22 protein-coding genes are annotated in these 24211 nt (G+C 72.1%); 8 read left to right on the top strand and 14 right to left on the bottom strand.

The window, feature by feature from the left end:
• Positions 1-33: 33 nt before the first annotated feature.
• The 7 genes from NLX94_RS23500 to NLX94_RS23470 all read right to left on the bottom strand — a co-directional run bounded on the left by NLX94_RS23500 (position 34) and on the right by NLX94_RS23470 (position 5440).
• Complete coding sequence (locus NLX94_RS23500) at positions 34-363, bottom strand: TcmI family type II polyketide cyclase (protein WP_254384996.1); 330 nt, start codon at positions 361-363, stop codon at positions 34-36.
• 20 nt (positions 364-383) lie between these two features.
• Positions 384-863 carry an SRPBCC family protein gene (locus NLX94_RS23495; protein ID WP_254384995.1) on the bottom strand — a complete coding sequence of 160 codons (480 nt, stop codon included), beginning with the start codon at positions 861-863 and terminating at the stop codon, positions 384-386.
• Between the two features lies 1 nt (position 864).
• Positions 865-1122, bottom strand: a complete 258-nt coding sequence (locus NLX94_RS23490) for a phosphopantetheine-binding protein (protein WP_254384994.1) — start codon at positions 1120-1122, stop codon at positions 865-867.
• Positions 1123-1140: 18 nt separating this feature from the next.
• Complete coding sequence (locus NLX94_RS23485) at positions 1141-2376, bottom strand: ketosynthase chain-length factor (RefSeq protein WP_254384993.1); 1236 nt, start codon at positions 2374-2376, stop codon at positions 1141-1143.
• On the bottom strand, positions 2373-3656 hold the full coding sequence (locus NLX94_RS23480; RefSeq protein ID WP_254384992.1) for a beta-ketoacyl synthase: 1284 nt from the start codon (positions 3654-3656) through the stop codon (positions 2373-2375). Before NLX94_RS23480 ends, NLX94_RS23485 begins: the two co-directional genes overlap by 4 nt.
• On the bottom strand, positions 3653-4099 hold the full coding sequence (locus NLX94_RS23475) for a cupin domain-containing protein (protein ID WP_254384991.1): 447 nt from the start codon (positions 4097-4099) through the stop codon (positions 3653-3655). Before NLX94_RS23475 ends, NLX94_RS23480 begins: the two co-directional genes overlap by 4 nt.
• A 210-nt stretch (positions 4100-4309) precedes the next feature.
• Positions 4310-5440, bottom strand: coding sequence for a SchA/CurD-like domain-containing protein (locus tag NLX94_RS23470; protein ID WP_254384990.1), 1131 nt, complete (start codon positions 5438-5440; stop codon positions 4310-4312).
• 285 nt (positions 5441-5725) lie between these two features.
• Here NLX94_RS23470 and NLX94_RS23465 point away from each other — a divergent pair, with 285 nt between their 5' ends.
• Positions 5726-7366 carry an FAD-dependent monooxygenase gene (locus NLX94_RS23465; protein WP_254384989.1) on the top strand — a complete coding sequence of 547 codons (1641 nt, stop codon included), beginning with the start codon at positions 5726-5728 and terminating at the stop codon, positions 7364-7366.
• An 85-nt stretch (positions 7367-7451) separates the two neighbouring features.
• Here the strand turns inward: NLX94_RS23465 and NLX94_RS23460 are convergent, their stop codons facing one another.
• Positions 7452-7703 carry an acyl-CoA carboxylase subunit epsilon gene (locus NLX94_RS23460; protein WP_254384988.1) on the bottom strand — a complete coding sequence of 84 codons (252 nt, stop codon included), beginning with the start codon at positions 7701-7703 and terminating at the stop codon, positions 7452-7454.
• A 230-nt stretch (positions 7704-7933) separates the two neighbouring features.
• Between NLX94_RS23460 and NLX94_RS23455 the strand changes: the two genes are divergently transcribed.
• The gene (locus NLX94_RS23455; RefSeq protein ID WP_254384987.1) at positions 7934-8293 is read left to right on the top strand and encodes a DUF6204 family protein; all 360 of its coding nucleotides are present in this window, start codon (positions 7934-7936) and stop codon (positions 8291-8293) included.
• A 54-nt stretch (positions 8294-8347) separates the two neighbouring features.
• On the opposite strand, the gene NLX94_RS23450 is transcribed toward NLX94_RS23455, so the two are convergent.
• Positions 8348-9019 carry a DUF4360 domain-containing protein gene (locus NLX94_RS23450; protein ID WP_374684012.1) on the bottom strand — a complete coding sequence of 224 codons (672 nt, stop codon included), beginning with the start codon at positions 9017-9019 and terminating at the stop codon, positions 8348-8350.
• A gap of 215 nt (positions 9020-9234) precedes the next feature.
• On the opposite strand from NLX94_RS23450, the gene NLX94_RS23445 reads away from it, so the two are divergent.
• Entirely contained in the window at positions 9235-11103 is a 1869-nt protein-coding gene (locus tag NLX94_RS23445) for a glyoxal oxidase (protein ID WP_254384986.1), read from the top strand.
• Between the two features lie 12 nt (positions 11104-11115).
• Here the strand turns inward: NLX94_RS23445 and NLX94_RS23440 are convergent, their stop codons facing one another.
• Positions 11116-14517, bottom strand: a complete 3402-nt coding sequence (locus tag NLX94_RS23440; protein ID WP_254384985.1) for a CARDB domain-containing protein — start codon at positions 14515-14517, stop codon at positions 11116-11118.
• A gap of 708 nt (positions 14518-15225) precedes the next feature.
• On the opposite strand from NLX94_RS23440, the gene NLX94_RS39410 reads away from it, so the two are divergent.
• Positions 15226-15531: a hypothetical protein gene (locus tag NLX94_RS39410; RefSeq protein ID WP_308402500.1), complete on the top strand. Its 306-nt coding sequence runs from the start codon at positions 15226-15228 to the stop codon at positions 15529-15531.
• 57 nt (positions 15532-15588) lie between these two features.
• Here the strand turns inward: NLX94_RS39410 and NLX94_RS23430 are convergent, their stop codons facing one another.
• The 3 genes from NLX94_RS23430 to NLX94_RS23420 all read right to left on the bottom strand — a co-directional run bounded on the left by NLX94_RS23430 (position 15589) and on the right by NLX94_RS23420 (position 18512).
• Positions 15589-16044: a hypothetical protein gene (locus NLX94_RS23430; RefSeq protein ID WP_254384984.1), complete on the bottom strand. Its 456-nt coding sequence runs from the start codon at positions 16042-16044 to the stop codon at positions 15589-15591.
• 110 nt (positions 16045-16154) lie between these two features.
• The gene (locus NLX94_RS23425; RefSeq protein WP_254384983.1) at positions 16155-16769 is read right to left on the bottom strand and encodes a HutD family protein; all 615 of its coding nucleotides are present in this window, start codon (positions 16767-16769) and stop codon (positions 16155-16157) included.
• Between the two features lie 195 nt (positions 16770-16964).
• On the bottom strand, positions 16965-18512 hold the full coding sequence (locus tag NLX94_RS23420; protein WP_254384982.1) for an MFS transporter: 1548 nt from the start codon (positions 18510-18512) through the stop codon (positions 16965-16967).
• Between the two features lie 142 nt (positions 18513-18654).
• Here NLX94_RS23420 and NLX94_RS23415 point away from each other — a divergent pair, with 142 nt between their 5' ends.
• The 4 genes from NLX94_RS23415 to NLX94_RS23400 all read left to right on the top strand — a co-directional run bounded on the left by NLX94_RS23415 (position 18655) and on the right by NLX94_RS23400 (position 21148).
• A complete protein-coding gene (locus NLX94_RS23415; protein WP_254384981.1) occupies positions 18655-19098 on the top strand; it encodes a MarR family winged helix-turn-helix transcriptional regulator in 444 nt (147 codons plus the stop codon).
• Between the two features lie 81 nt (positions 19099-19179).
• Positions 19180-19371: a DUF5302 domain-containing protein gene (locus tag NLX94_RS23410; protein WP_254384980.1), complete on the top strand. Its 192-nt coding sequence runs from the start codon at positions 19180-19182 to the stop codon at positions 19369-19371.
• A 281-nt stretch (positions 19372-19652) separates the two neighbouring features.
• Positions 19653-20063: a rodlin gene (locus NLX94_RS23405; protein ID WP_254384979.1), complete on the top strand. Its 411-nt coding sequence runs from the start codon at positions 19653-19655 to the stop codon at positions 20061-20063.
• A 173-nt stretch (positions 20064-20236) separates the two neighbouring features.
• Positions 20237-21148, top strand: coding sequence for a glycoside hydrolase family 19 protein (locus NLX94_RS23400; protein WP_254385184.1), 912 nt, complete (start codon positions 20237-20239; stop codon positions 21146-21148).
• Between the two features lie 34 nt (positions 21149-21182).
• On the opposite strand, the gene NLX94_RS23395 is transcribed toward NLX94_RS23400, so the two are convergent.
• Positions 21183-23957, bottom strand: a complete 2775-nt coding sequence (locus tag NLX94_RS23395) for an AAA family ATPase (RefSeq protein ID WP_254384978.1) — start codon at positions 23955-23957, stop codon at positions 21183-21185.
• Positions 23958-24211 lie beyond the last annotated feature (254 nt).

Genomic DNA, 24211 nt, shown 5'->3' with positions numbered 1-24211 from the left:
CGGCCGGGTCGGCCGTGGGGCCGGCCCGTACGCCTAGCCGGCCGGGCGTTCCCAGCGGTAGAACTCCTGGGCCATGGCGTCCTTCGGGCTGCGCCAGGTCTCCGGGTTGTGCGGGCTGACGTAGGCGGTGAGACGGTCGCTGAGCTCCCGGAACTCCGGGTGGCCGGTCACTTCGGCGATGGCCGGGCCGGGGGGCCGGTCGGCCTCGATGAAGTGCATGTACACGTCGCCGAACTGGAAGAGGCTGCGGCGGGTGACCCCGACGAGGTGCGGCAGTTCGCCCGCGTCCGAGGCCGCGAAGAGCTCGGCGATGTCGGGGGCGGACTGCGGCGCCATGCGGGCCACGATGAGAGCGCGGTGCATCCGGTGTGCTGCCTTTCGTCTCAGACGCGGCTGACCGCGGGGGTGCGGACCTCGCGTTCGCGCTGTTCGATCTTGTCCCGGATCAGCGCCATCTGGATCTTGGAGTTGCGGTTGATGTTGTCGGTCATCCAGGCGTCGTCGACGGGTGCCTGCGGCTTCATCGCGAAGTCCTGGGTCCACACCATCCGGGTGCCGCCGGGCACCTCGAAGTACTGCCAGTGGATGTTCATGTGCTCGAACGGACCGGTCTCGACCCGGCGGGCGCGGACGGTGCGGCCGACGGGGTCGGGGGTGCGTTCGGAGACCCAGCTCCACACGGTGCCGTTCTCGTCGGGGTGCATCGTCAGGCGGAAGCGGGTGGTGGGCCCGTCCTCCTCCAGGACCTCCAGCGAGGCGTACTCGCTGAACAGCTCCGGCCAGCCGGTGAGATCGTTGGTCACCTCCCAGACGGTCTCCATCGGCGCCTTGACGACGATCTCGTTCTCGGTGTGTCCTGCCATGTCACGCTCCGGTCATGAGGCTGGTGTTGACGAGGTCGAGGAATTCCCTGGGGGTCTTGCAGCGGTCCGCGTCGGTGGGCAGGGCCCGGCCGCGCTGGTTCTCCAGCAGCCCCACGATGCCGAGCAGGCCCAGCGAGTCGAGGCCGTAGTCGTCGAACAGGGAGTCCGGGCGGTTCTTCATGTCGGCCGGGTCCACGGTGATGCCGGCCCCGGACTTCATCAGGGCGGCCAGCTCCTCGACGGTCAGTCGTTCGGACATGAGCGGCTCCTTCTGTCTCTAGGAGGGGATTTTGATGACGAGCGCGGCGTTGGAGCCCATGAGGCCCCGGCTCAGCACGAGCGCGGTGCGCAGCTCCGCCGGGCGGGCGCTGCCGGTCACCACGTCGAGGTCGTGGCACACGTCGAACACGTTCGGCGTGGGCGGGACGATGCCGTGCTCCAGGGCGAGGACCGCGGCGGCGGTGTCGAGGGCGGGGGTGGCGCAGTAGGCCCGTCCCGTCCCGGTCTTGGGTGCCGTGACCGGCACCTTGCGCCCGTGCGCCCCGAGGGCGGAGACGAGCGCGGCCGCCTCGGCCCGGTCGGCTTCCGGGGTGCCGAGCGCGTCGGCGAAGACCACGTCGATCTCCTCTGGGGCGCAGCCAGCGTCCCGCAGGGCGCCCTTGATCGCGTGGGCCAGGCCCTCGCCGGAGGCTCCGGCCCGTTCGGGGTGGTGCGGGCCGGTGAAGGTTGCCGCGTGCCCGGCCAGGAGGGCCCGGACGGTGGCGCCGCGGCTGCGGGCGGCCCGTTCCTCCTCGACGAGGAACATCGCGCCGCCCTCCGCGGGTACGAAGCCGCAGGCCTTCTCGGTGAAGGGCCGGTAGGCCCGCTCCGGGTCCTCGTGGGTGCTCAGGGACTCGTAGCCGAGCTGGCAGACGATGGAGTACGGGGCCAGGGGCGCCTCGGTGGCTCCGACCAGCATGGCCCTGCTGCCCTGACTGATGGCCCGGGCGGCGTGCGCGAAGGCGTCGAGTCCGCCCGCCTCGTCGGCGGCGACGACCCCGCAGGGGCCCTTGAGGCCCCGGCGGATGGAGATCTGCCCGGTGCTGGCCGCGTAGAACCAGGCGATCGACTGGTAGGGGCCGACGTAGCGCGGGCCCTGGCCCCACAGGTGCTGCAGCTCGCGCTGGCCGAACTCGCCGCCGCCCGAACCGGCTGCGGTGACCACGCCGACCGAGAAGGGGTCGTCCTCGTAGTCGGCGCGGCCGAGCCGGCCGTTCTCCAGGGCGAGGTCGGCCGCGGCGAGGGCGTGGTGGGTGTAGCGGTCGGTCTGGACGAGATAGCGTTCCTCGACCATCGAGCCCGCGTCGAAGCCCCGTACCTCGCCGGCCACGCGCAGCGGGAGGTGTTCGCAGCCTTCCCGGGTGACGCGGCCCAGGACGGAGGCGCCCGACTGGGTCGCCTTCCAGAAGGCCTCGGCGCCGCTGCCGTTGGGTGCGACGACTCCGATGCCCGTGATGACCGTGCGGACGCTCACGAGACCACCTCCTCCTTGCGCTCGTCGGGGCGGGTCATGACGACGGCGGACTGGAAGCCGCCGAAGCCGCTGCCGACGGAGAGCACGTTGCGCAGTTGGCGCTCGCGGGCGACGCGGGGGACGTAGTCCAGGTCGCATTCGGGGTCGGGGGTCTCGTAGTTGGCCGTGGGCGGGACGACCTGGTGGGTCATCGCCAGGACGCAGGCGGCCAGTTCGATGGCCCCGATGGCGCCGAGGGAGTGCCCCACCATGGATTTGATGGAGGTCATCGGCGTCTTGTAGGCGTGGTCTCCCAGGACCTTCTTGACCGCCGCGGTCTCGTGGCGGTCGTTCTGCTTGGTCCCGGAGCCGTGCGCGTTGACGTAGTCGATCTCGCGGGCGTCGGTGCGGGCCTGGGCGAGGGCGGTTTCGATGGCGCGGGCCATCTCCAGGCCCTCGGTGGTCAGCCCGGTCATGTGGTGGGCGTTGCCGAAGGTGGCGTAGCCGCCGATCTCGCAGTAGACGGTCGCGCCGCGCGCGCGGGCGTGTTCCAGCTCTTCCAGGACGAGGACGGCTCCGCCTTCGCCGAGGACGAACCCGTCACGGTCGGCGTCGAAGGGCCGGGAGGCGTGGGCGGGGTCGTCGTTGTTGGGCGAGGTGGCCTTGATGGCGTCGAAGCAGGCCACGGTGATCGGGGAGACGGGCGAGTCGGAGGCGCCGGCGATGCAGACGTCCATCCTGCCCTCGGCGATGGAGTGGAAGGCGTAGCCGATGGCGTCGAGTCCGGAGGTGCAGCCGGTGGAGACCGTCTGGACCGGTCCGCGCGCTCCCGTCTTCTCCGCCACGGCGGAGGCCAGGGTGGCCGGGGTGAAGGCGCGGTGCAGGTGGGCCCCGGCGAGCCGGTGGTCCACGTCCCACCAGTCGCCCGACTGGCTGACGGCCACGTAGTCGTGTTCCAGGCGGGTGGTGCCGCCCACGGCGGTGCCGAGGGAGACTCCGGTGCGCCAGGCTTCGTCCGTGGTGAGGTCGAGTCCGGCGTCGCGCACCGCCTCGGCTGCGGCGACCAGCGCGAACTGGATGTACCGGTCCGCGCGGGCCGCCTCCTCGGTGCCGAGGCCGTGTGCGGCGGGATCGAAGTCGACCTCCGCGGCTATCCGGGAGCGGAAGCCGGTCGGGTCGAAGAGGGTGATGCCGCGGGTCGCCGTACGCCCGTTGGAGAGCAGCTCCCAGAAGGCGGAGGTGCCGATCCCGCCGGGGGCGACGACGCCGACCCCGGTGACGGCCACGCGCCGGCGGGTCATGTGACCGCTCCCGCGCGGTCCGGGGGCCGCTCCCAGGCGGAGCCCTCCGGGTGGACGGCCTCCTCCGTGTCCACGTGCCCGAGCTTCGGGTCGGGGGCGAGCGGTCCGAGGTGGAAGACCATCCGGGCCTCGGTGCCGCCGACGTTGCGGAACCGGTGGCGCACGTTGATCGGGACGAGGAGTCCCTGGTCGGTGCGGAGCGGGTGGGCCTCGCCGTCGAGGTCGACCTCCAGCTCGCCGGCGACCACGTACACGAACTCCTCGGAGTACGGGTGGTAGTGCTCGGCGATGTGCTCGCCCGGCGCCATGACGGCCAGGCCCATGAAGCCGCTGGTGCAGCCCACCGAGGTCGGCGTGAGGACGGCCCTCAGGTCGCCGCCGCGCCTCGTATTGGGCTGCGTCTCGCTGAGGTCCACGATGTGCGGTGGGCGTTGTCTGGTCATGGCGGGGGTTCCTCCTGGCAGTGGGGAGCCTGGACGGGGGCTGGTGGGTAAGGGCCCGGGACGGGGATCCGGGGCCGGCGGTCCGGGGAGCCGGGTGGACAGGGGGGCCGGGTGGACAGAGGGGCCGGGTGGACAGAGGGGCCGGGCGGGCCGGCTGATCCGGGCGGGCCGAGGTGATCCGGCCGGTCCCGGCGGGCGGTGCCGCGCCGGTCAGCTTTCGGCGGGCGCCCGGCGGTCGGTGATCAGGCTCATGGTCTGGCGGACCGCGGACGCGGCGGCCCCCTCGGATCCGTCCGAGCAGCTGACGGGCCCCGCCATCAGGCGGGCGAGGACGGCCGCCTTGCGCGGTCCCCTGACGCCGAAGGCGGTTTCCAGCCCGTCGCCGTGCGGGCTGCGCACGTCGATGAGGCGTACGACGATGTCGTCGCGCTGGAAGATGCTGCTGCTCACGGTCGGGGCGTCGGGCCGGTGGGCCATGTCCTCGTCCTGCCGGGCGAGGAACCGTGCCAGCGCCGGTCCGCAGCCGGGCTTGGCCGGGTAGAACAGCGCGTGGCGCCGTACGTCGGAGCGGTCGGCGCCGCCGGGTTCGCGCGCGGCGACGTGGTGGACGGCGGGGAGCGCGGCCTTCATGAAGAACATCCGGGCCGACTCGGGGTCGCCGAGGTCGCGGTCCTGCTCCAGGTAGGGGTTGATCTCCTCCTCCACGGCCCGCACCTCGGGCTGTTCGGAGACGTGCCGCAGGGCCGACATCAGGTCTCCGCGGACCTCCACCGTACGCACGACCCGGTTGCCGTGCATGAACAGCGAGGTCCGCAGCAGCCGGGTGTGCCCGTCCACGTCCGCCGCCGGGGAGGCGTAGCTGGAGAGGATGGCGGCTACGTTCTTCTCGCTGCCGGGCTTGACCGTGAAGGTCAGGGCGTGGCGCACGATGCCGGCGCCGAGCCGGGGGGACTCCTGGAGCCGGGCCGCGACGGGCCGCTGCGCGTCCTGGTAGCCGCGGCCGGTCTCGCGCAGGACGGTGTACTTGAGCGGGCGCATGGCGCGGGCGCAGGCACCGAGCGGGCGCACCTGCTCGGCGTGGTGCTCGCTGTTGACCCAGGCGAGGTACTGCGGGGCGCTCTCCCACTCGCTGGTGATGAGCCACTGCGAGGGGTTCTCGAAGGACTGGCAGAGCTGGTCGCTGATGTGGCCCGGTTCCGACGCGATGTCGTGGCGCAGCTGCTCGTACGCCTCGAAGAACCGCTGCTGGGCTCCTTCGTGGAGGTCCATCAGCAGGACGACCCGGAGCATGGATCCGTCGAAGGCGGACTGTGACACCCGTTCGGACAGGGTGGTCGTCATCTGCTCACTCCTTCGTGAGGGCCCTGGGGGAGGGCGGGGATTTTCATCACGTACGGACCCTCGTCCGTGCTGTGCGGTGGCCGCTCCGGACCGGGGCCGTCGTGGGGACGGCAGGCCGGCGTGTCTTCGGGGGAACCGCTGTCGCTCATCGTCATCCGGGTGCGGACGTAGCGCTACATCTCCGGATCAAGCGGGTGACAACCGGCGTATCTCCTGGGCTTGGACGGCGATCGGGGGCATAAAAGAGTGCACTCCCCCCACACAGAATTCAGGAGCTCGCAGCTGATGGAAGACACGGCAGATGTTCGCGTACCGGTTCTCGTCGTGGGCGGCTCCCTCGTGGGTCTGTCCACCTCGCTGTTCCTGAGCCGCCACGGCATCAGGCACCTGGTAGTGGAGAAGCACGCCGGCACCTCCGACCACCCGCGCGGGCGCGGCATCAACGCCCGGACCATGGAGCTGTTCCGGGTGGCCGGGGCGGAGGGCGCCATCCGGCAGGCGGCGTCCGCGCTGGAGAACAACATGGGCATCCTGCAGACGGAGTCCCTGCTCGGCGGTGACCACAAATGGCTGGTCAAGGCCATCGACCCGGCCGGGGCGCTCAGCAAGTTCAGCCCGACCGGCTGGTGCGTGTGCAGCCAGAACAACATCGAGCCGATCCTCGCCGCGCAGAGCCGTGCCCAGGGCGCCGACGTGCGGTTCTCGACCGAGCTGATGAGCTTCGACCAGGACGAGACGGGGGTGAACGCGCTGGTCAAGGACCGGGAGACCGGTGAGCACATCACCGTGCGCGCCGACTTCCTGATCGCGGCGGACGGTCCGCGCAGCCCCGTGCGCGAGCAGTTGCGCATCCCCCAGACGGGCAGCGGCGAGCTGTTCCACAACGTCAGCGTCACCTTCCGCTCGCGGCGGCTCGTGGAGGTCCTGGGCGACCTGCGGTTCATCGTCTGCTACCTGATGAAGCCCGGTGCGGACGGGGCGCTGCTGCCGGTGGACAACGACACCCAGTGGGTCTTCCACCTCCCGTGGCACCCGGACCAGGGCGAGACCCTGGAGGACTTCACCGAGGAGCGGTGCAGGGAGCAGATCCGGGCCGCGATCGGCGTACCGGACCTGGACGTGGAGATCGGCGGCAAGGCCCCCTGGCACGCGGCCGAGCGGATCGCCGAGCGGTACTCGTCCGGGCGGGTGTTCCTGGCGGGCGACGCGGCCCACGAGATGTCCCCGACCGGGGCCTTCGGCTCCAACACCGGCATCCAGGACGCGCACAACCTGGCCTGGAAGATCGCGGCGGTGCTCGGCGGCTCCGCGGGCATGGAACTGCTGGAGACCTACGGGGCCGAGCGCCACCCGGTGGCGGTGGCGACCGCCCAGCGGGCCTCGGCCCGTTCGGCGGAGCACAGCCACCCCGGCTACGCTCCCCCGCCCACGATGGGCGGCGGGCCGGGCAGCGGGGTCCTGACGACGGCGATGGCCTACGCCTATCCGAGCGGCGCGTTCGTGGGCGGCTCCCCGGACCGGCCCGTCATCCCGGAGGGGATGCGCATGACGGGCGACCCGGGCACGCGGGCCCCGCACATGTGGCTGACCCGGGCCGACGGCGAGCGGGTCTCCACGGTGGACCTGTACGAGCAGGCGTTCGTGCTGCTCTGCGGTGCGGGATCGCCGTGGCGGGAAGCGGCCGAACGGGTGGCCGGGCGGCTGTCGGTGAAGCTCGACGCCTACGCGATCGGGGCGCCGGGCGCACCGGGCGCCGATCTGGTGCAGGAGGAGGGCGCCGACTGGAGCGCGGTGCACGCCCTGTCCGGGGAGGGCGCCGTGCTGGTGCGGCCCGACGGGTTCGTCGCGTGGCGCTCGCAGGGGCCGGCGCCCGATCCGGAGGCCGCGCTCTCCGGGGCGCTGTCCGCGGTGCTGCGCCGGGCCTGACCGGCCCGTACGCCAGGTGGTCCCCCTGCCGCCGGCCCGTAAGCGGGCCGGGGACAGGGGCATTCATGGGTGTCGCCGGTCCGCGTCAGCCGCAGGCCCAGCAGCCCGCCCAGCAGCCGGAGCCGTGGTGCGGGGGGCGTCTGCGGCGGGCGGTACCGGCGGGAGCCGTCTCCGCTCCGGCCTCCGCGCGGTTGCGCCGGGCGAAGCAGGCGACGACCACCGCGATCGCGGCGAGTTCCTCGGGGGCCGCCACGCCCTTCTCCACGCGGATCAGGCTGGCTATCGGGGGCGGCTGGGCTATCGGAGCGTCCTTCAGCATCGGCTCGGCCTCTCGCACAGGCGGATGGCGGGACCCCCCTCGCGGAATCCAGGGACTCCGGACGCTGCCGACGCTAGCGGGGCGCGACACGCCCGGCACGCCGGGCAGTTGCGCGAAAGCCCAGGTCGCGGCCGCGCCGACCGGGTGACGCCGGGGTGCGCGAGGGCGCGCGGCGATTGGGCCGTCGGAGTGGCGGGCTCCGGAAAATCCCGGTGCGGAGGGCTCGGGGTGCTGCCTAGGGTGGCGCAATGAGTACCCGTACCTTCCGCATCACCGTCAAGGGGTCCTTCGACGGCCTCACCGAGGAGCAGCGCGCCGCGCTCCTGGCGGACGCGGCCCGGCACTCCGTGCTGACGGCCGAGTTCACTCCCGAGGGGCACCTCACGTACGACGTGGCGGCCCGGCCCTTCTTCACCTTCCGCTTCCTGGCGGAGGGCGAGGCCGAGGAGGACATCCTGGACGCGACCGCCCAGGCCGAGCTCGCCGCCGAGACCTGGCTGACGGAGCACGGGTACGGATTCAAGCGGATGAGCTCGCAGGCCCAGGACCTCAGCCTGGCCCCCTTGAGCAAGCGGCAGCGGCAGGCGGCCGCGCGGGAGGACTCCTGAGCAGGAGCCCCGCGCGGCCGCCCGTGGTGAGACCGGCTGTGGTGCCGGGCCGGCTCAGCGCACCTGGCACTTCTTCCATGCGAAGTGGTAGATGCTGTTGATGCTGCCGTCGGTGGAGTCGAGCGCCATGTAGCTGGTCTTCGCCGGGTCCGAGGTGCCGACCTCGGCCCGCAGTTCGGTGTTGATGTTGAAGTTGCGCTGCTCCCCGCAGGGGGCGAAGACCAGGGCCTCGATGCCCGTGGTGTCGGTGGCCTGCCAGTTGTCGTCGAGCCGGCCCTGGAACTTGTGGGTCCGGTAGTCGGTCTGCTTCATGCCCTGGAAGTAGTAGCTGGCCTTCTGGGTGCCGATGGCGCCCTGCTGGAGGCTGCCGAATCCCCGGTAGTCCACCTGGGCGACGGCGTAGGTGTAGCCCTGCGGGACGTGGACGAGCAGGGAGAGCAGACAGTTCTTGCGGCCGTCGGTCGGGGCGCTGTTGCCGCCGGCCATGGCCAGGTACTCGCTGTAGGTGACGGTGAAGGCCGAGTTGTCCTCGGCCACGGCGACGGTGGCGCTGCCGGGACGGCAGCCCGAGCCGTTGACCGTGGCGACGTCGACGGTCACCCGCTCCTCGGGTGCCGCGGGGGCGCCGGGGCTGCCCGCCGCACCGGCGGCGGAGGCGGGCAGGAGGGCGAGGAGGCCGCCGGTCACGAGGACGGCGCCGAGCGCGGTGCGCAGTGTTCTGATCACCCGGCCATGGAAGCGGTCGGTAGCGGGCCGATCGGGGAACGGGTGCGCGGCCTCACTCCGATGGCCGGGCCCTTTCACCGGAGAAACGTGTCGGCAGCGCTCCGGAGAGGGCCGAACGGCTCATCGGCGGCGCACCGAGCACGTCGGACCGGTCGGTTCCTCCCGGTATTTCCTATGATGAGCGCCCTACGGAACCGCCCGCGCCGAGGAGCCCCATGCGCCGCCTGCACCGGTCCGCCCTGCTCTCCGCGACCGCGGTCGTCTGCTCCCTGGTCCTCACGGCCGCGGCTCCGGGACACGGCACGGACGGCGGTGGCGGCGGCGGGCCCGGGGGGACCGGCACCGCCTCCGCCGCCTCCGCCGCGCCGGGCGGGCCCGACCCGGCCGAGGCCGCCGAGGCCGCCGTGATCGGCTCCGGTCACGCGCGCGTCCACGCCGAGCTGCGCCGGGCGGCCCAGGGCACGGCGGGGTATCCGCAGTCCCGGCGGAACGCGAGCCTGGCCGCGCTCGCCGCCTCCCAGCTCGAGGCCAACTCCGCGGTGAAGGCGGAGGTTTCGGGACGGTTCGCCGAGTACTTCCCCTCCCCCGACTTCGGCGTGCACACGGCCCTGCTGCCCACCGGGAAGGTGCTGCTCTTCTCCTTCTCCCGGGTGGAGACCAACCCCACCAAGGAGACCGGGCCCACGGACCGGATCGGACCGTCGAACGCGGGCCGTGCCTACCTGTGGGATCCGGCGAAGGGGACCGGCGCGCGGGCCTTCAAGAAGGTCACCCCGCCCGTCGTGCTGATGCCCGACGGTACGCACGCCCCGCGCCCGGCGCCCTTCTTCTGCGCCGGGCACTCCTTCCTGCCCAACGGGATGCTGGGGGTGTTCGGCGGCAACACGGGCGGCAAGGGCGGCAGCGGGGCGAAGCTGTCCTTCGTCTTCGACCCGTGGACCGAGGGCTGGTACCGCAACCGCGACATGGCGGTCGGCCGCTGGTACCCGTCGGTGGTGACCGGCGCGGACGGCCGCCAGATCATCATGTCGGGCCAGTCCGAGCGCGGCACGGGGACGCCCACCCCGGTGGTCGAGCGGTTCCCCGCGCCGGGGCAGCCGGTGCCCTGGCGCCCGTACGACATCCCGCTGGACCTTCCCGTGGAGCGGATGCGCTCCGACGCGCCGTTCCGCAACGACTACCCGCACCTGTTCTCGCTGCGCGACGGCATGATCTACGGCCTGGGGCGCGACGCCGACCAGCAGTGGCTCTTCGACCCGCGCGCGCAGACCCGTACGGACCTGCCCAGGCGGCCCGCCGACTTCCGGGGGTACGGCTCCGCCGTGCCGCTGCCCGCGGGATTCGACGGACCGGACTCGGTGCTGGTGCTGGGCGGGGATCCGCTCGACCCGAACACCTACCGGCTGTCGGGCGGCGCCTGGACCACGGAGGAGCCGCGCGCCTTCGGGCGGACCCAGGACGACACGCTGATCCTGCCGGACGGCACGCTGCTGACGGTCAACGGGGCCAAGGACACCAGGGATTACGGGTTCGGGCCGTTCAACCCGAAGGCCGACCTGAAGTTCCGCCGGACCGAACTGCGGGGTACGGACGGCCGGTGGCGGCTGGGGCCGGCCCAGCGGCTGCCGCGGGGCTACCACTCCAACGCGCTGGTGCTGCCGGACGGCCGGGTCGTGGTCACCGGGGACGAGCTCCAGCAGATCGCCAACGACCCGGACATCAAGGACGGCATGGACGGCTCGATCGAGATCTACGAGCCCGCCTACCTGCACCGGGGAACCCGGCCCGTACTGGACCGGGTCCCGGCGGGCGAGATCGCCCACGGCGGGGAGTTCTCCGTGGAGAGCCCGACGGCCGCCGCCGTACGGCGCGCCGTGCTGCTGGCGCCGACCACCGTCACCCATGCGGTGAACACCAGTCAGCGCCATCTGGAGCTGCGGATGACCGGCGTCCGCGGCCGCACGATCGGGCTGCGGGCGCCGGCCACTGCGGCCGACGCCCCGCCCGGGTACTACATGCTGTTCCTCCTCGACGCGAAGGGCGTTCCCGGTACGGCGAGGTGGGTCAAGCTCGGCAAGCGGTGAACCCGCCCGCCGTCAGCCCCCGTTGATCAGGAACTGGGAGCCCGGTTCGATCAGGATGTTGCCCTCGGCGGATCCGGTGATGGTGACGTTGGACAGGGTGGCGTTGCCGCGGGCTCCGCCCATGGCCAGGATTCCGGAGCCGTTGTTGGACTTGCTGATGGTCACGTTCGTGATCTTGACGTCGGCCATGACCCCGCCACCGGTCTTGAACTGGATGCCGTCGTAGGTCGAGTCGTGGATGTCGGTGTCACGGATGACCACGCCCGGGATCGGCAGGTTGGCCGGGAAGATGGTGATCGCCCCGAACTCCTGGTCCTCGTTCCAGAAGGCACCGCCGGTGCGGAAGAGGCCGTTGCCCGCGATCAGGGTCTGCCCGGAGAAGGGCAGCGGGTCGTGGTCGGTCGCCAGCATGATGGCGGGGTAGTTCATGGTGTCGTAGATCAGGTTGTTCTCGATGGTGTTGCCGTAGCCGCCGTAGATGGCGATGCCGTTGGCCCGCCACGGGAGCTGGATGGTGTTGTTGCGGAAGTGGTTGTCGTGGCCGATGTCGACGGACTGGTCCTTCACGTACTTGCTGGACCACACCGCGAGGGCGTCGTCGCCGGTCGTACGGAAGGAGGAGTTGAAGACGGTGGAGCTGCGCGTGCCGTTGGCGAAGTTGATGCCGTCGGCGTAGGTGTTGCGGATGCGCATGCCGTTGAACTCGAGGCCGTCGCCGGGACCCCACAGGGCCGGGATGTTGTCGTAGTCGCGGCCGACCCAGGCGCCGACGTTGGCGTGCTCGATCCAGACGTTGGTGATCTTGGTGTTCTTGCCGAAGCGCCCGTTGAGGCCCACGCCGCCCTCGGCGTTGCCGTCACCGCCGCGGATCCGGCCCGATCCGAAGATCGCGATGTCGGAGATCTGCGTGTTGTCGTCGATCTCGAAACCGAAGTTGCCCTCGTGCGGGTGGTTGATGCCGCCGGCGTTCTGCGGCTCGGTCAGGGTGTAGAGCTGGGAGTGCCACATGCCCGCGCCGCGGATGGAGACGTTGCTGATGCCCACCTGGTTGAACTGGCCCCGGTTCAGCGGGTCGTCGGTGAGGATCTTCTGCTCCTGGCGCCACTGGCCCTGCGGGATCCAGACGCAGGCGATCTGCCCGTTCTGGTCCGCGGTCACGGCCTTCTGGATGGCGAGCGTGTCGTCGATGCCGTCGTTCGGGATCGCGCCGTAGTCGGTGATCGAGGTGCACTCGGCAGGCTTGGGCGCCGCCGGGGCCACCTGCTCCAGGTCGATCAGGTCGATGACGTAGAACGAGGCCGTGTCGCCCGCGTCGCGCTGGAGGCGGAAGGTGGTGCCGGGCGGGTAGCTCTGCGCGAGCAGGGCGTGTGACTCGTCGAAGAGCCTGCGGGCGTCGCCGCCGGGGGTGTTGGTCAGGCCCTCGGGGCTGTCGGTGCTGCCGTAGAGCCAGCTGTGCTTGGAGGAGAGGTTCAGCTTCTGGGCGAAGCTGCCGTTCACGTACAGGCTGATCGTGGCCTCGGCGCCGGCGCCGTTCGCGGAGTCCGGGATGGAGTTGCGCACCACGATGGAGTTGGCCTGGTTGGTGGAGGTGAACTGGACGTACTGGCCGGCCGAGGAGAGCCGCACGGACTCGCGGCCCGAGGACTCGGTGGCGAAGTTGGTGTGTCCGAAGGTGCGCTTGGCGTCGCTCTGCAGCAGGGTGCCGGTGTAACTCCCGGCCTCCGCCTCGTACTCGGTGTACGGGACCGCCGCCCCGCGGCCGACGACCACGGCGCGGGAGTGGGTGTTGTTGTTCTCGTTGGTCTCGGCGACGAGGCCGGTCCCGTCGGCCGTGGCGGTGAGGGTGGCTCCGCCGCTGACCGCCGTCCAGGTGCCGTTGATCGGTACGTTGACGGTCGCGCCGGCCGCGATCGCCGGGGTGGGACCGTTCAGGGTGGTGGAACCCGCGACCAGGCGGGTGACCGTCCCGGCGGCCACCGCCGCGGTGCCGCGGTTGCGGACGGCCACGGTGAAGGAGACCGGGGCGCCCACGGCCGGGTTGGCCGGGTTGGTGGTGATGGAGAGGGCCTCCAGGTCGGGGCCCGGCGCCTGGCCGACGACGAGCTTCGCGGCGGCCGTGCGGCTGTTGTTGGTGTCGTCCTGCTCGGGAACGGTCCCGGCCGGGTCGACCACGCCGGAGACGGTGTAGCTGCCCATCGGACGCTTGCCGACGGCGACCGGGACGGTGGCCGAGGCTCCCGCTGCGAGGGCGCCGACCGGGGCGCTGCCGGCGACCGCGCCCTCGATGCTGACGTTGACGGTGGTGGCCGGGGAGGCGGCCGAACCGGCGTTGCGGACGGTCGCGTTGACCGTGACGGCGTCGCTCTCGGAGGGGGCGGCCGGGGACCAGGCCAGGTCCGTGACCGTCAGGTCCGGGTTCGGGGCGGCGGCGCCGATGACCTGGAACTCGGCGACCTGGCCGCCGCCGGCCCCGGTGTTGCCGGAGAACTTCAGCTGGACCTCGGCGAGCCGGCCGGTGACGGGCACGGTCACGGTGTTCTGGTTGCCGGCCGGGCTGAAGGCGTAGTCGGCGCGGGCCTTGAGGGTGGTGAAGGCGCTCGCCGCCTGCTCCCGGCCCAGGATCTCGAAGCTCTGGGTGCGGTTGCCCCAGGCGGGGTCGGGGTTGAGCTTGAGGACCACACCCGTGACGTCTGCGTTGGAGCCGAGCTTCACGGTCAGCGTGGACTGCTGCCCTCCCGCCTCCCAGTAGCTGGTGACGCTGTCGTCGTTGGCGTTGGCCGCCACGTACGACTGGGTGGTGGAGGAGGCCTCGATGGGCCTGCCCTTGGCGAGGTTCACCCCGACCGGGGGCGTACCCGGGTCTCCGGGATCACCGGGATCGCCGGGGCCGCCGCTGCCGTCGGCGGAGTACACCTCCAGCTCGGATATCTGCGCGGCCTGCCAGCCCGTGTTGGCGGAGACGTTCACCCGCACGAAGCGGACGGTCGCGGCGGTGAACCCGATGGTCACCACGTTGGACTGGGCCGGGTTGAACACCCGTCCCGCCGAGGCCGACAGGGTGGTGAAGGTGTTCCCGTCGGTGCTGCCCTGCACGGTCAGCGTCTCGGTGCGCGTCTCCCACGGGGCGGGCAGCTTCAGCACCACCTGGTCGACGGCGACGCTGCTGCCGAGGTCCACCTGCACCCACGTCGGGAAGGTGCTACCGGGCCCCTCCCAGTACGAGCCCTGGTTGCCGTCGGTGACTCCGGCGGCCCCGTACCCGCCGAGGGATCCGCTCGCACTGGCCGACTTTCCCAGGGCGATGTTGGGCCCGCCCGCGGCGGCCGCGAAGGTGACGGGCAGGAGCCCGACCGACACCAGCCCCGCGACCACCGAGCCGGCCACCAGCAGCCGACCGCTTTGCTTCCATCTCATGCTGTCCTCTGTTCCATGGGGGGACCCGGCCCGGCGCAGCCGCGCCTGCCGCAAACTTGCGTAGCGTTATTAATTTTTTGAGTGATCTGATCGCAGTTATGCGGCCATGGCGCCACGGGTTTCTAGCGAATGACGACTTTGTCAACGCTTCGCACACGCAGGGCAGTTCGAACCACCCCCCGGACCGGCCCCGCTCCAGGCGGTCGAAGCCCACATCCAGGGCACCCCCGAGTCCGCGGGAAGAACGCGCGCGGCACCGCCCTCCGGGATCAGTGCTTCCTTCACACCGGGGAAGTACGCGAACAGGCCCGTACCGGCACTCTCGGCAACCTGGGCGACCCAGTCCCTGGTCGAAGCCCATCTCCAGGAAGAACCGCAGACACCATCGGCCAGGGCCCGGCTACTTCCACACTTTCGCGTTCGCGTCGCCCAGCACGCTGTGCGACCTCAGCCCCGACGCGCTCTCTGCGGGCGCGGTCCGCTGGGGAGCCGGGGCCACCGGCCTACGGGCCGTCGCAGACGCCCGCCACCCCGGGGTCGCGCTGCGGAAGCCATCGCCAGACCGGGCATAGTCGGGCGGTACTGCCCTCAGCCTGTCGTTGGCGGGTCGAACATCGCAGCTCGCCTCTCGACGTCTTCCCGTACCCGGGGATCGAGCTCGGGGGCGTACTCGAGGCAGGAGGCGGCCAGGCGGTACAAGCGCGCGCGATGCCCGGGGTCCTGATCACCGCGTTCCACGAGGCTGATGAGGAGTCGCGCACGCTCGGCGGGGCGCGCATGACTGGTGGCCAGGCGCACCACGTTCTCCCACTGGGGATTGTCGGCGTTGCCCACCAGCATCCCGAGGTCCGCGGCCTCGACGGCAGCGCGGGCGCCAAGGTAGTCCTGGAAAGCTACTCCGCCATGCCGGTACCCGGAGCACAGAACGGCGCTGCTGGCCCTGCTCGTCGGCTTTACAACTCCAACCGCATCATCGATGGGGTCGAGGATGCCTTCATCGTGAAGGTCGACTGACACCAGAAATCCAGGGGCCTGCCATACAGGGACGCAGCCTGGTGGCAGGCCCTCGACTCACACCGGCTTCGGCCAGAAGTCGATCGTGTACCGCTCCACTCCGTAGGCGGTTCCTTCCGTCTGCGTCACCCTCTCGACCTCGGCCCTGCCCGTACAGCGCACGCGAACCCGCCACTGGCCGGAGCGACCCAGCCGGATCAGTTGATCTGAACGCCCAGTACCCCACACCGCCACATCGCCCGTGACCGACTCATAGTCGAACTCCCCCTGCTCGTCCCAGACAGCATTCTCTACGTCGGGTTGACCGTCCCAGACGCGCGCGAGAACTGCTGCCGTGTGCGTGTGACCCGCGCTGAACAGGTCGAACCGGCGCACATGCGGTTGCAGGAACACCCCCCACTCGAAGCCGTTGGGATACGGAACGGGTACTGCGCTGTCGTCTGATTCCTGGAAGCCGAACGACCTGAACGCAACCTCGGCGTCCAACGCCTGCTGCCCCAGCAGCGTTGCCATGGCTCCTCCACCCCTGAGCCCGTGGACCTCCGTCAGCCCCACCCGTGACCGTGGTGCAGACCGTTGCGGGCTCATCGAGACTCCCACCGCCACGAGAGCGAAATCAGAACCTACGCGGGGTGAGTGGGGTCGGGTTCCGCCGGGGACGGGGGGCGGGGTGGGGCGAGGCGGACCAGTGCCGTGTGGCCGGAGGTACGTAGCAGGAGGTCCCGGGGGCCCGTTGCCAGGGCGGCGTCGTACGGGCCCAGTTCGGCGGAGGCGTCGAGCTCGGCCGTCCCTTCCAGGGCAACGACCAGCAGGCTTTCGCCGGGCCGCACGGTGAGCGCGAGGTCGCCCCGTACGACGGCGGTGTCGGCGGCCACCACGCCCCGGCGGTACATCACGTTGAAGTTCACCACCGGGCCGCCCAGCAGCCGGCAGTCGGTCGGCTCGTCGCCGGGGAACCGCTGGGGTGCGTACCGCCGGTCCACGAGGCGTCGTACGCCGCCGATCTCGAGGTCCATGCCGGCGCCCTCCGCGAGGGTGAGGGTGCGGTCGATGCCGGGGAAGACGGAGAAGGCGCCGTCCGCGGTGACTTCGGCCAGGCTGACCCGCCAGCCGAAATCGTCCATCCCAGCCCCCTCCGGTCCGGCGGCGATCGCGCGGGTCACTCCCCCGCCGTTCTTCCACCGGGCGGCCGGCCGGTCGGCCGCGCGCAGGATCCGGATCACTGCTTCGCTGGTCATGACACCCCTCCGGGGCCCGTGAAGATCGATGACGGGCCCAGGCGAGCTTATCGAGCCCACGGGCCGGGTCCGAACGGGCCGAGCCGCCCCCGGTCCCCTGCCGCGTGCGCGGCGGGGTCCGGGGGCGGCTCGGTGAAGGCGCTGCTCCGGTGGTGCGGTGGTGCGGTGATGCGGTCATGCGGTGATGCGGACCGGTCAGGCTTCGGCCTTCGCCGCGGACACCGCTACGGCGGCGGGCTCGGTGGCCGCGGGCTCCGTACCGGCCGACGCGGCCACCGGCGTGGCGGCGGACGTGGCGGCCGTCCGCGGGCCGTGTGCCCCGCGCAGGCCGATTCCGCTGATCACCGCGACCAGGCCGAAGGCCACGGCGCCGATGACGAAGGTGAGGGTGAAGCCGGATTCGGCCGGCAGCGCGGGGACTCCGGCCGGGAGGTGTTCGATCGTCTTCGAGGCCAGGATGGTGGTCACGATGGCGCTGCCGATCGCGCTGCCCGTGGAGCGGGAGATCGAGTTGATGCCGTTGGCGATGCCGCTCTGGTGGTGCGGGACGCTCGCCATGATCACGGCCGGCATGGCCGCGTAGCCGAAGCTGACGGCCGCGCCGACGACGAGTCCGGCGCCGATCACCGAGAGGGTGTGGCCGTGGTCCAGGGCCAGCCAGCCGAAGCCGGCGGCGCCGAGGGCCGCTGCCACGGCCAGTGCGGCGCGCGGCCCGCGGTGGCGGACGAGCTGCCCGCCGACCGGCGAGGCGAGGAGCGAGACGATCGCGCCGGGCAGCAGGAACTGCACGGAGGCGCGCAGGATGGAGGCGTCGAACCCGTAGCCGGTCAGGGCCTCCGGCATCTGGACGAGGTAGGAGACGCCCAGGAAGTTCGCGAACATGCCGAAGCCGACGAGGACGCCGGCCAGGTTGGCCATCAGGACCGGACGGTGGACGAACATCCGCATGTCGACGAGGGGCTCGCGGACCTTGAGCTCGGTGAACACCCAGACGGCGGTCATGACGACGGCGCCGGCGAAGCTGCCCAGCGTACGGCCGGAGGCCCAGCCCCACTCGTGCCCCTGGGAGATCGGCAGCAGGAGCAGCAGCAGGGCGATGCCCAGGGTGAGCGCGCCGAGGAAGTCCGTGCGGCCGCCCGTCTTGTGCCGGGTCGCCGGAACGAGGAACACGACGGCGAGCAGCGCGAGCACGGCGAAGCCGGTGGCCATCCAGAAGGCGTTGCGGTAGTCGGCGTCGCTGCCGGAGGTCAGCAGGCCGGTGGCGACGAGCGCCAGGCCGCTGCCGAACGCGAGGGTGCCGCTGACCAGGGCCATCGCTCCGGGGAGCTTCTGCGGGCGGACCTCTTCGCGCAGCACGGAGAGGGCCAGCGGGAAGATCGCGGTGGCGGCGCCCTGCAGGACGCGGCCGAGGAGGAGCAGCGGGAGCGAGGACGCCAGGGCCGCGATGACGGAGCCCGCGACCATGACGCCGAGTACGGCCACCAGCGTCGGCTTCTTGCCGTGCTGGTCGCCGAAGCGGCCCAGCAGCGGGGTGAAGACGGCGGCGGACAGCAGGGTGGCGGTGGTCACCCAGCTGACGTTGGCGGTGGTGGTGCCGAGATCGCTGCGGATCAGCCCGAGGATCGGGACCGGCAGCGTCTGCATCATCGACACGACCATGGCGGCCAGGCTCAGGCCGAAGACGATGACCGTCTCGTTCCGGTGGCCGCCGGCCTGCGGGGCGGCGGAGGGGGTGGGGCTCATGACAGGGGGACCTTCTCAGTGCTTCAGAGCGCAGATGTTTGACGTCATCAAGTACTTCGACTCCAGCAGACGGTAGACGTCAATAGTTAAGGTGGTCAAGTAAAAGGTTGCTCATGTAAAACACCTTGAGTACGCTCCGAGCATGAGCGCCACCACCCCCCACGCCGTCCCGACCAAGCTGGAGCTGCTGGAGCTGCTCGCCGCGATCGGCACCGCCCAGTGGCGGGATTTCGCGGCGGCCGCCGCCCACCACGGACTCACCTCCACCCAGGCCAGGGTCCTCGCCCAGCTGAACGGCCCGCTGCCGATGCGCGGCCTCGCCACCCTGCTGGTGTGCGACGCCTCGAACGTGACCGGCATCGTGGACCGGCTGGAGGCCCGCGAGCTGGTGCGCCGCGAGCCCGATCCCGCGGACCGGCGCGTCAAGAACGTCGTGGCCACGGACGCGGGCCGCGAGGTGATCCGCCGGGTGCGCGAGGAGATGCAGGTCACTCACGGCGCCCTCGACATCCTGGACGACACCGAGCGCGCGTCGCTCCACGCCCTGCTGGAGCGGCTGCGGCCGTCCCTGGAGAAGGACGCCTGAGACAGCACCGCCCGAACGCGTTGGCCAGGGGAAACGCCAGCTGACAGACTGCAACGGCTTCAGAACATTCCAGGAGGACGCATGTCAGAAGAATCAGACACCCCGAAGAACGAATCGCCGGCCGAGGAGGCCAAGCGGAAGTTCAAGGAGGCCCTGGAGCGCAACGCCGCCAATGCCCAGTCGCAGCAGGCACACCAGAGCCGGGCGAAGATCCAGGGTTCCAGCGGCGGCCCCGGGGGCAAGAACAAGAAGGTCCGTCGCAAGACCGGCTGACCGCGGCGGCGTCGCGCTGCCGCGACACCGCTCCCGCCTGCCCCGACGGGGTCCGGGACCGCACACGGTCCGGATCCGGTCGGGGACGGCACCCGGGGCAGGGGATCCGCCCGCCCGTCCGCATTGGGTCAATCGGCCGACGCCGGACCGCACCCGCGGAGTGCAAGGTTGGGCCACTCGGGTGATGGGTGATAACCCCCGCTGTCCACCGCAGTTGAGCAGCTCGTCCCGCCGAGGGCAGCTATCTCATGCGACAGTGCGACAGAAGAAGGATCCCCCACATGCTCAAGAAGTTCATGGCCACCGCAGCCGCCACCGCCGCCGTCCTGGGTGCCGGTGCCGCCGTAGCCTCCCCGGCGATGGCGATCGGCAACGACAACGGCGTCAACACGGTCAACGGCAACGACTCCTCGCAGCTCTACGGCAACCAGGAGACCAAGGGCGCCATGAGCCCGCAGATGGCCGCCATCCAGGGCTCCCTGAACAAGCTCTGCGTCGGCCTGCCGGCGAAGGTCAACGCCCAGTCGATCCTGGCCCTGATCAACGTCGGCGTCCAGGACATCCCGATCGCGTCCAACCCGCAGAACCAGCAGTGCGCCGAGAACTCCACCCAGGCCAAGGGTGACGAGACCGCCTCGCACATCCTGGAGAACATCCCGGTCCTCTCCGGCAACCTCTCCGCCGGTAGCTGATCTCCAACGGAGCGCCGGTGCACTGCCCTTCGGGGCGGAGCACCGGCGCTTCTTTTGGTCTAGACCTTGACAGGTCCAGACCATTCTCGCTTCAGTGGGCGCAGTTGTCCGACTGCCCGTTGCCTCCCCACGGCAACTCCCCCCACCGAAGGAGAACTTCCGTGATCCGCACCCTGCGCCGCCGCGCCCTCTCGCTGGCCGCCACCGCCGCCGTCACCCTCGGCCTCGCGATCGCCCTCCCCTCCTCCCCCGCCGCCGCGGCTCCCGCCTGCGCCGGAGCGTGGGCGAGCTCGGCCGTCTACACCGGCGGCGCGACCGCCTCGTACGGCGGCCACAACTGGCTGGCCAAGTGGTGGACCCAGGGCGAGACCCCCGGCACCACTGGCCAGTGGGGCGTCTGGTCGGACCAGGGCGTCTGCGGAGGCGGGACGACGCCGGACCCGGACCCGACCAACCCGAACCCGTCCGGATTCGTGGTCAGCGAGGCCCAGTTCCAGCAGATGTTCCCGAACCGGAACCCCTTCTACACCTACAACGGCCTGGTCGCGGCCCTGTCCGCCTACCCCGCCTTCGCCAACAGCGGCGACGACACCGTCAAGCGGCGGGAAGCGGCGGCCTTCCTCGCCAACGTCTCGCACGAGACCGGCGGGCTGGTGCACATCGTCGAGCAGAACACCGCCAACTACCCGCACTACTGCGACGCGAACCAGCCCTACGGCTGTCCCGCCGGACAGGCCGCCTACTACGGACGCGGGCCGATACAGCTCAGCTGGAACTTCAACTACAAGGCGGCCGGCGACGCCCTGGGCATCAACCTCCTGGCCAACCCCTACCTCGTGGAGCAGGACCCGGCCATCGCGATGAAGACGGCGCTCTGGTACTGGAACACGCAGAACGGCCCGGGCACGATGACCGCCCACGCCGCCATGGTCAACGGCGCGGGCTTCGGCGAGACCATCCGCTCCATCAACGGCGCCCTGGAGTGCAACGGCGGCAACCCGGCGCAGGTCCAGAGCCGGATCAGCAAGTACCAGAGCTTCACCCAGATCCTCGGCGTGACCCCGGGGAACAACCTGAGCTGCTGAACCGGGCGCCGAGCCGGGATCGGCACCTCCCGGCTCAGCGCAGCCGCAGCGTGGTGGCCAGCTGGGCCCGGGACCGGACGTCGAGCTTCTGGTAGATCCGGGTCAGCCGGGCCTCCACGGTCTTCACGCTGACGAACAGCTTCGCGGCCGCCTCCTGGTTGCTGGCGCCCTGGGCCACCAGCACCGCGAGGCGGGTCTCCGCCTCCGTGAGGGCGCCCAGGGACCGGGCCCCGGCGCCCTCCCCCGGGGCGGGGCACGGGGACGGTTCCCGGGCGAGCTCGGTCCACGGAGCAGCGCCGGCCCGCGAGAAGACCTCGGCCGCCGCCCCCAGTGCGGCGCGAGCCGGTGCGCGCCGCCGGCGGCGGCGTTCCACCCGGGCGAGCGCGAGCAGCGTACGGGCCCGCTCCAGCGGAAGTCCGAGGTGCTCGAAGCGCTCCGCGGTGTCCTCCAGCAGGGCCACCGCCGCATCGGCGTCGCCCTGCGCCGACAGGCACAGGCCCCGGGCCCGGTCGAGGGCGGCGATCACGCTGGTGCGGCCGAGTGCGAGGGCCGTCGTACGCACCTTCGCCTGGAGATCGGCGGCCTCCTCCGGCATGTCGGCGGCGACCAGGGCCTCGGCGAGCTCCCCGTGCCAGCGCAGGATCGAGGGGTCCACCACCTGCTGCGCGGCCTCCAGTTCGGCCACGCGGCGCAGGGTGGTGACGGCTTTCGCGGCCTCGCCCGTGGCCAGTTCGACCAGGCCGAGCACGTACAGGCCGCGGGAGAGGAAGACCTGGTCGTGTTCCTCCTCGGAGGCCTGGATGCCGCGCCGGGCGTATCCGGCGGCCCGTGCGAAGCCCCCGCCCATGGCCTCGGCCAGGGCGGCCAGGTACCAGGCGGGGCCGGGCGAGAGCCCCGCCTCGACGGTCAGCTCCAGGGCGTCACGGGCGTGCGCGGTGGCGGCCGCGCACCTGCCCCGGCGCAGCTCGACCTCGGTGAGGCTGCGCAGCACCTCGAAGACGTCCTCCGATGAGCCGGTGCGCCGTACGGCGGGCAGCAGCACGAGCAGCTGGCGCCGGGCGTCGTCGTTGCGGTCGTCGAAGAGGGCGTGGCGGACGGCGAGGTACTGCGGGGCGTTGCGCATGCCGAGGGGTACCTCGGGTGCGGGCAGGGCGAGTGCCTCGGCGAGGATCTCCTCGGCGTCCGGGTCCCCGAGGATGCGGCCCATGCGGGCCCTCACGGTCAGCGCCATGGCTTCGGCGACCTGGTCCCCGCCGCTGCGGGCCAGTACGCCGGCCTGCGCGGCGGCGTCGCGGGAGCGGACGGGGTCGCCGTCGCTGAGGTTGTGCTTCCAGGCGGTCCGCAGCCGCACGGCGGCCTGGAGGGCGGGATCGCCCTCGGCGTCGGCCATGGCGTACGCGAAGGTCTCGTCGAGGGCGCCGAGTGCCTGGCCGGCGGCGTCGATGACGGCGAGGCGGGCACGCACCCGGTCGCCGGGCGAGGCGTCGCGGGCGAGCACGGCGCGGGTGGCGCGGCGGGCGAGGTCGGCGCGGCCGGCCCAGCCCGCGTCCTCGGCGGCGGCAACCAGCCGGGCGAGCTCCTCCCCGGGCAGGTGGTAGGGGGTCCGGTCGGCCGCGAGCAGGCCGAGTTCGGCGGCCAGCGCCCGCTGGCCGCGGCGTCTGCAGGAGGCAGCGGCTTCGGTGACCTCGGCGGCGAGGGCCTGGTCGGGGGCGTCCACGGCCAGCGCCCGGTGGCGTACGGCCTGGACGGGGTCGTCCACGGCAGCGGCCAGCGCGGCGTGCCCGGCGGCACGTTCGGGCCACCCCGCGTCGGCGGCCAGTGCGGTCGTCAGGGCCCCGGCCGTGAACCGGACCGTCCCGTCCTCTTCTACGGTGACCAGCGCGGCCCGCTCGGCCACGGCGAGCTCGCCCTCCGCGTCCAGCCGGCCGGCCCGGCGCAGCAGCGCGGTGGTGGGGCGCGCGGCGAGGGCGGCGTAGAGCAGGGTGCGCCGGGCCTGGGCGGGCACGACGCCGAGGAGCCGGCGGGCCACCTCGCGGGCCTGGCCGGAGACGGGCAGCGGATCGGCGTGGTGGGCGCCGCCGTCGCGGGACCCGGCGGCTTCGGCGACGGAGCGGCCGAGCGCCAGGGCGAGCCGCGGGTTGCCCCCGCTGGCCTGGTGGATCCGGCCGGCGAGGCGGGCCGGGAGGCCCCGGCGCATCAGCAGTTCGGCGATCTCGTCGGTGCCGAGCGGGGGCACCCGTATCTGTGGGGTGTCCGGTCCGCAGAGGGGCTCGGAGAGCGGGGTTCCGCCCTGGACGCATTCGGCGGCGAGGACCCGTACCCGCGGCGGGGTCAGGCCCAGGGCGAAGCGGAGCAGGTCGGTGCTCTCGGCGTCCAGCCACTGGGCGTTGTCGAGCGCGAGCAGGACGGGGCCGCGGGCGGCGAGGGTGCGCAGCACCTCGACGACGGCGAGGCGCAGGGCGACGTGGTCGCGGCCGACGCGGGGTGCGTCGGTTTCCCGCCGCAGGAGGGCGATGGCGGTGCGCTGCGGTCCGGAGAGGCATTCCGTCGCGGCGGCCGGGACGGAGGCGAGGAGGGCGGCGGCGGAGGCCTCGGGTATCCACCGGTCGGCGGCTCCGGGGGCGAGATGGAGCACGGTCTCGTGGCGCAGCGCGGCGGCGTCCGTGAGGGCGCGCAGCACCTCGGTCTTGCCCGAGCCTGCGGGCCCGGTGAGCAGGGCGCGTCCGTGCGTGGTCAGCGCGCGGTCGACCGCCTTGATCAGTTCACCGTGTCCGACGGTCGTGTCGGCGTTCCCCGTCGCCACCACCACGCACAGCCACCAGCCTCTCGCTTGCCCGTCCCTGTGCCCTTCCTGTGAGACGCGACAATACGAGGTCGGATGCCCGGCGGACCCGGATTGTGACGCAGAATTCAGTCACGCGACAGGAAAACCCGCCCGGCCTGCCGATACGCGGTGTATCGGCAGGCCGGGCGGGCTGTTGGTCCGTACTATCGCCCCGTCAGGCCCAGTTGGTCCGGAGTGGGGATCCGGCCCGGTAGGCCGGACTCAGGGGGCGGACTCAG

This window comes from Streptomyces sp. TBY4, from assembly GCF_024213195.1.
In the GTDB taxonomy this organism is placed as follows: Bacteria; Actinomycetota; Actinomycetes; order Streptomycetales; family Streptomycetaceae; genus Streptomyces.
This window is presented reverse-complemented; position numbering and strand designations above follow the sequence as displayed.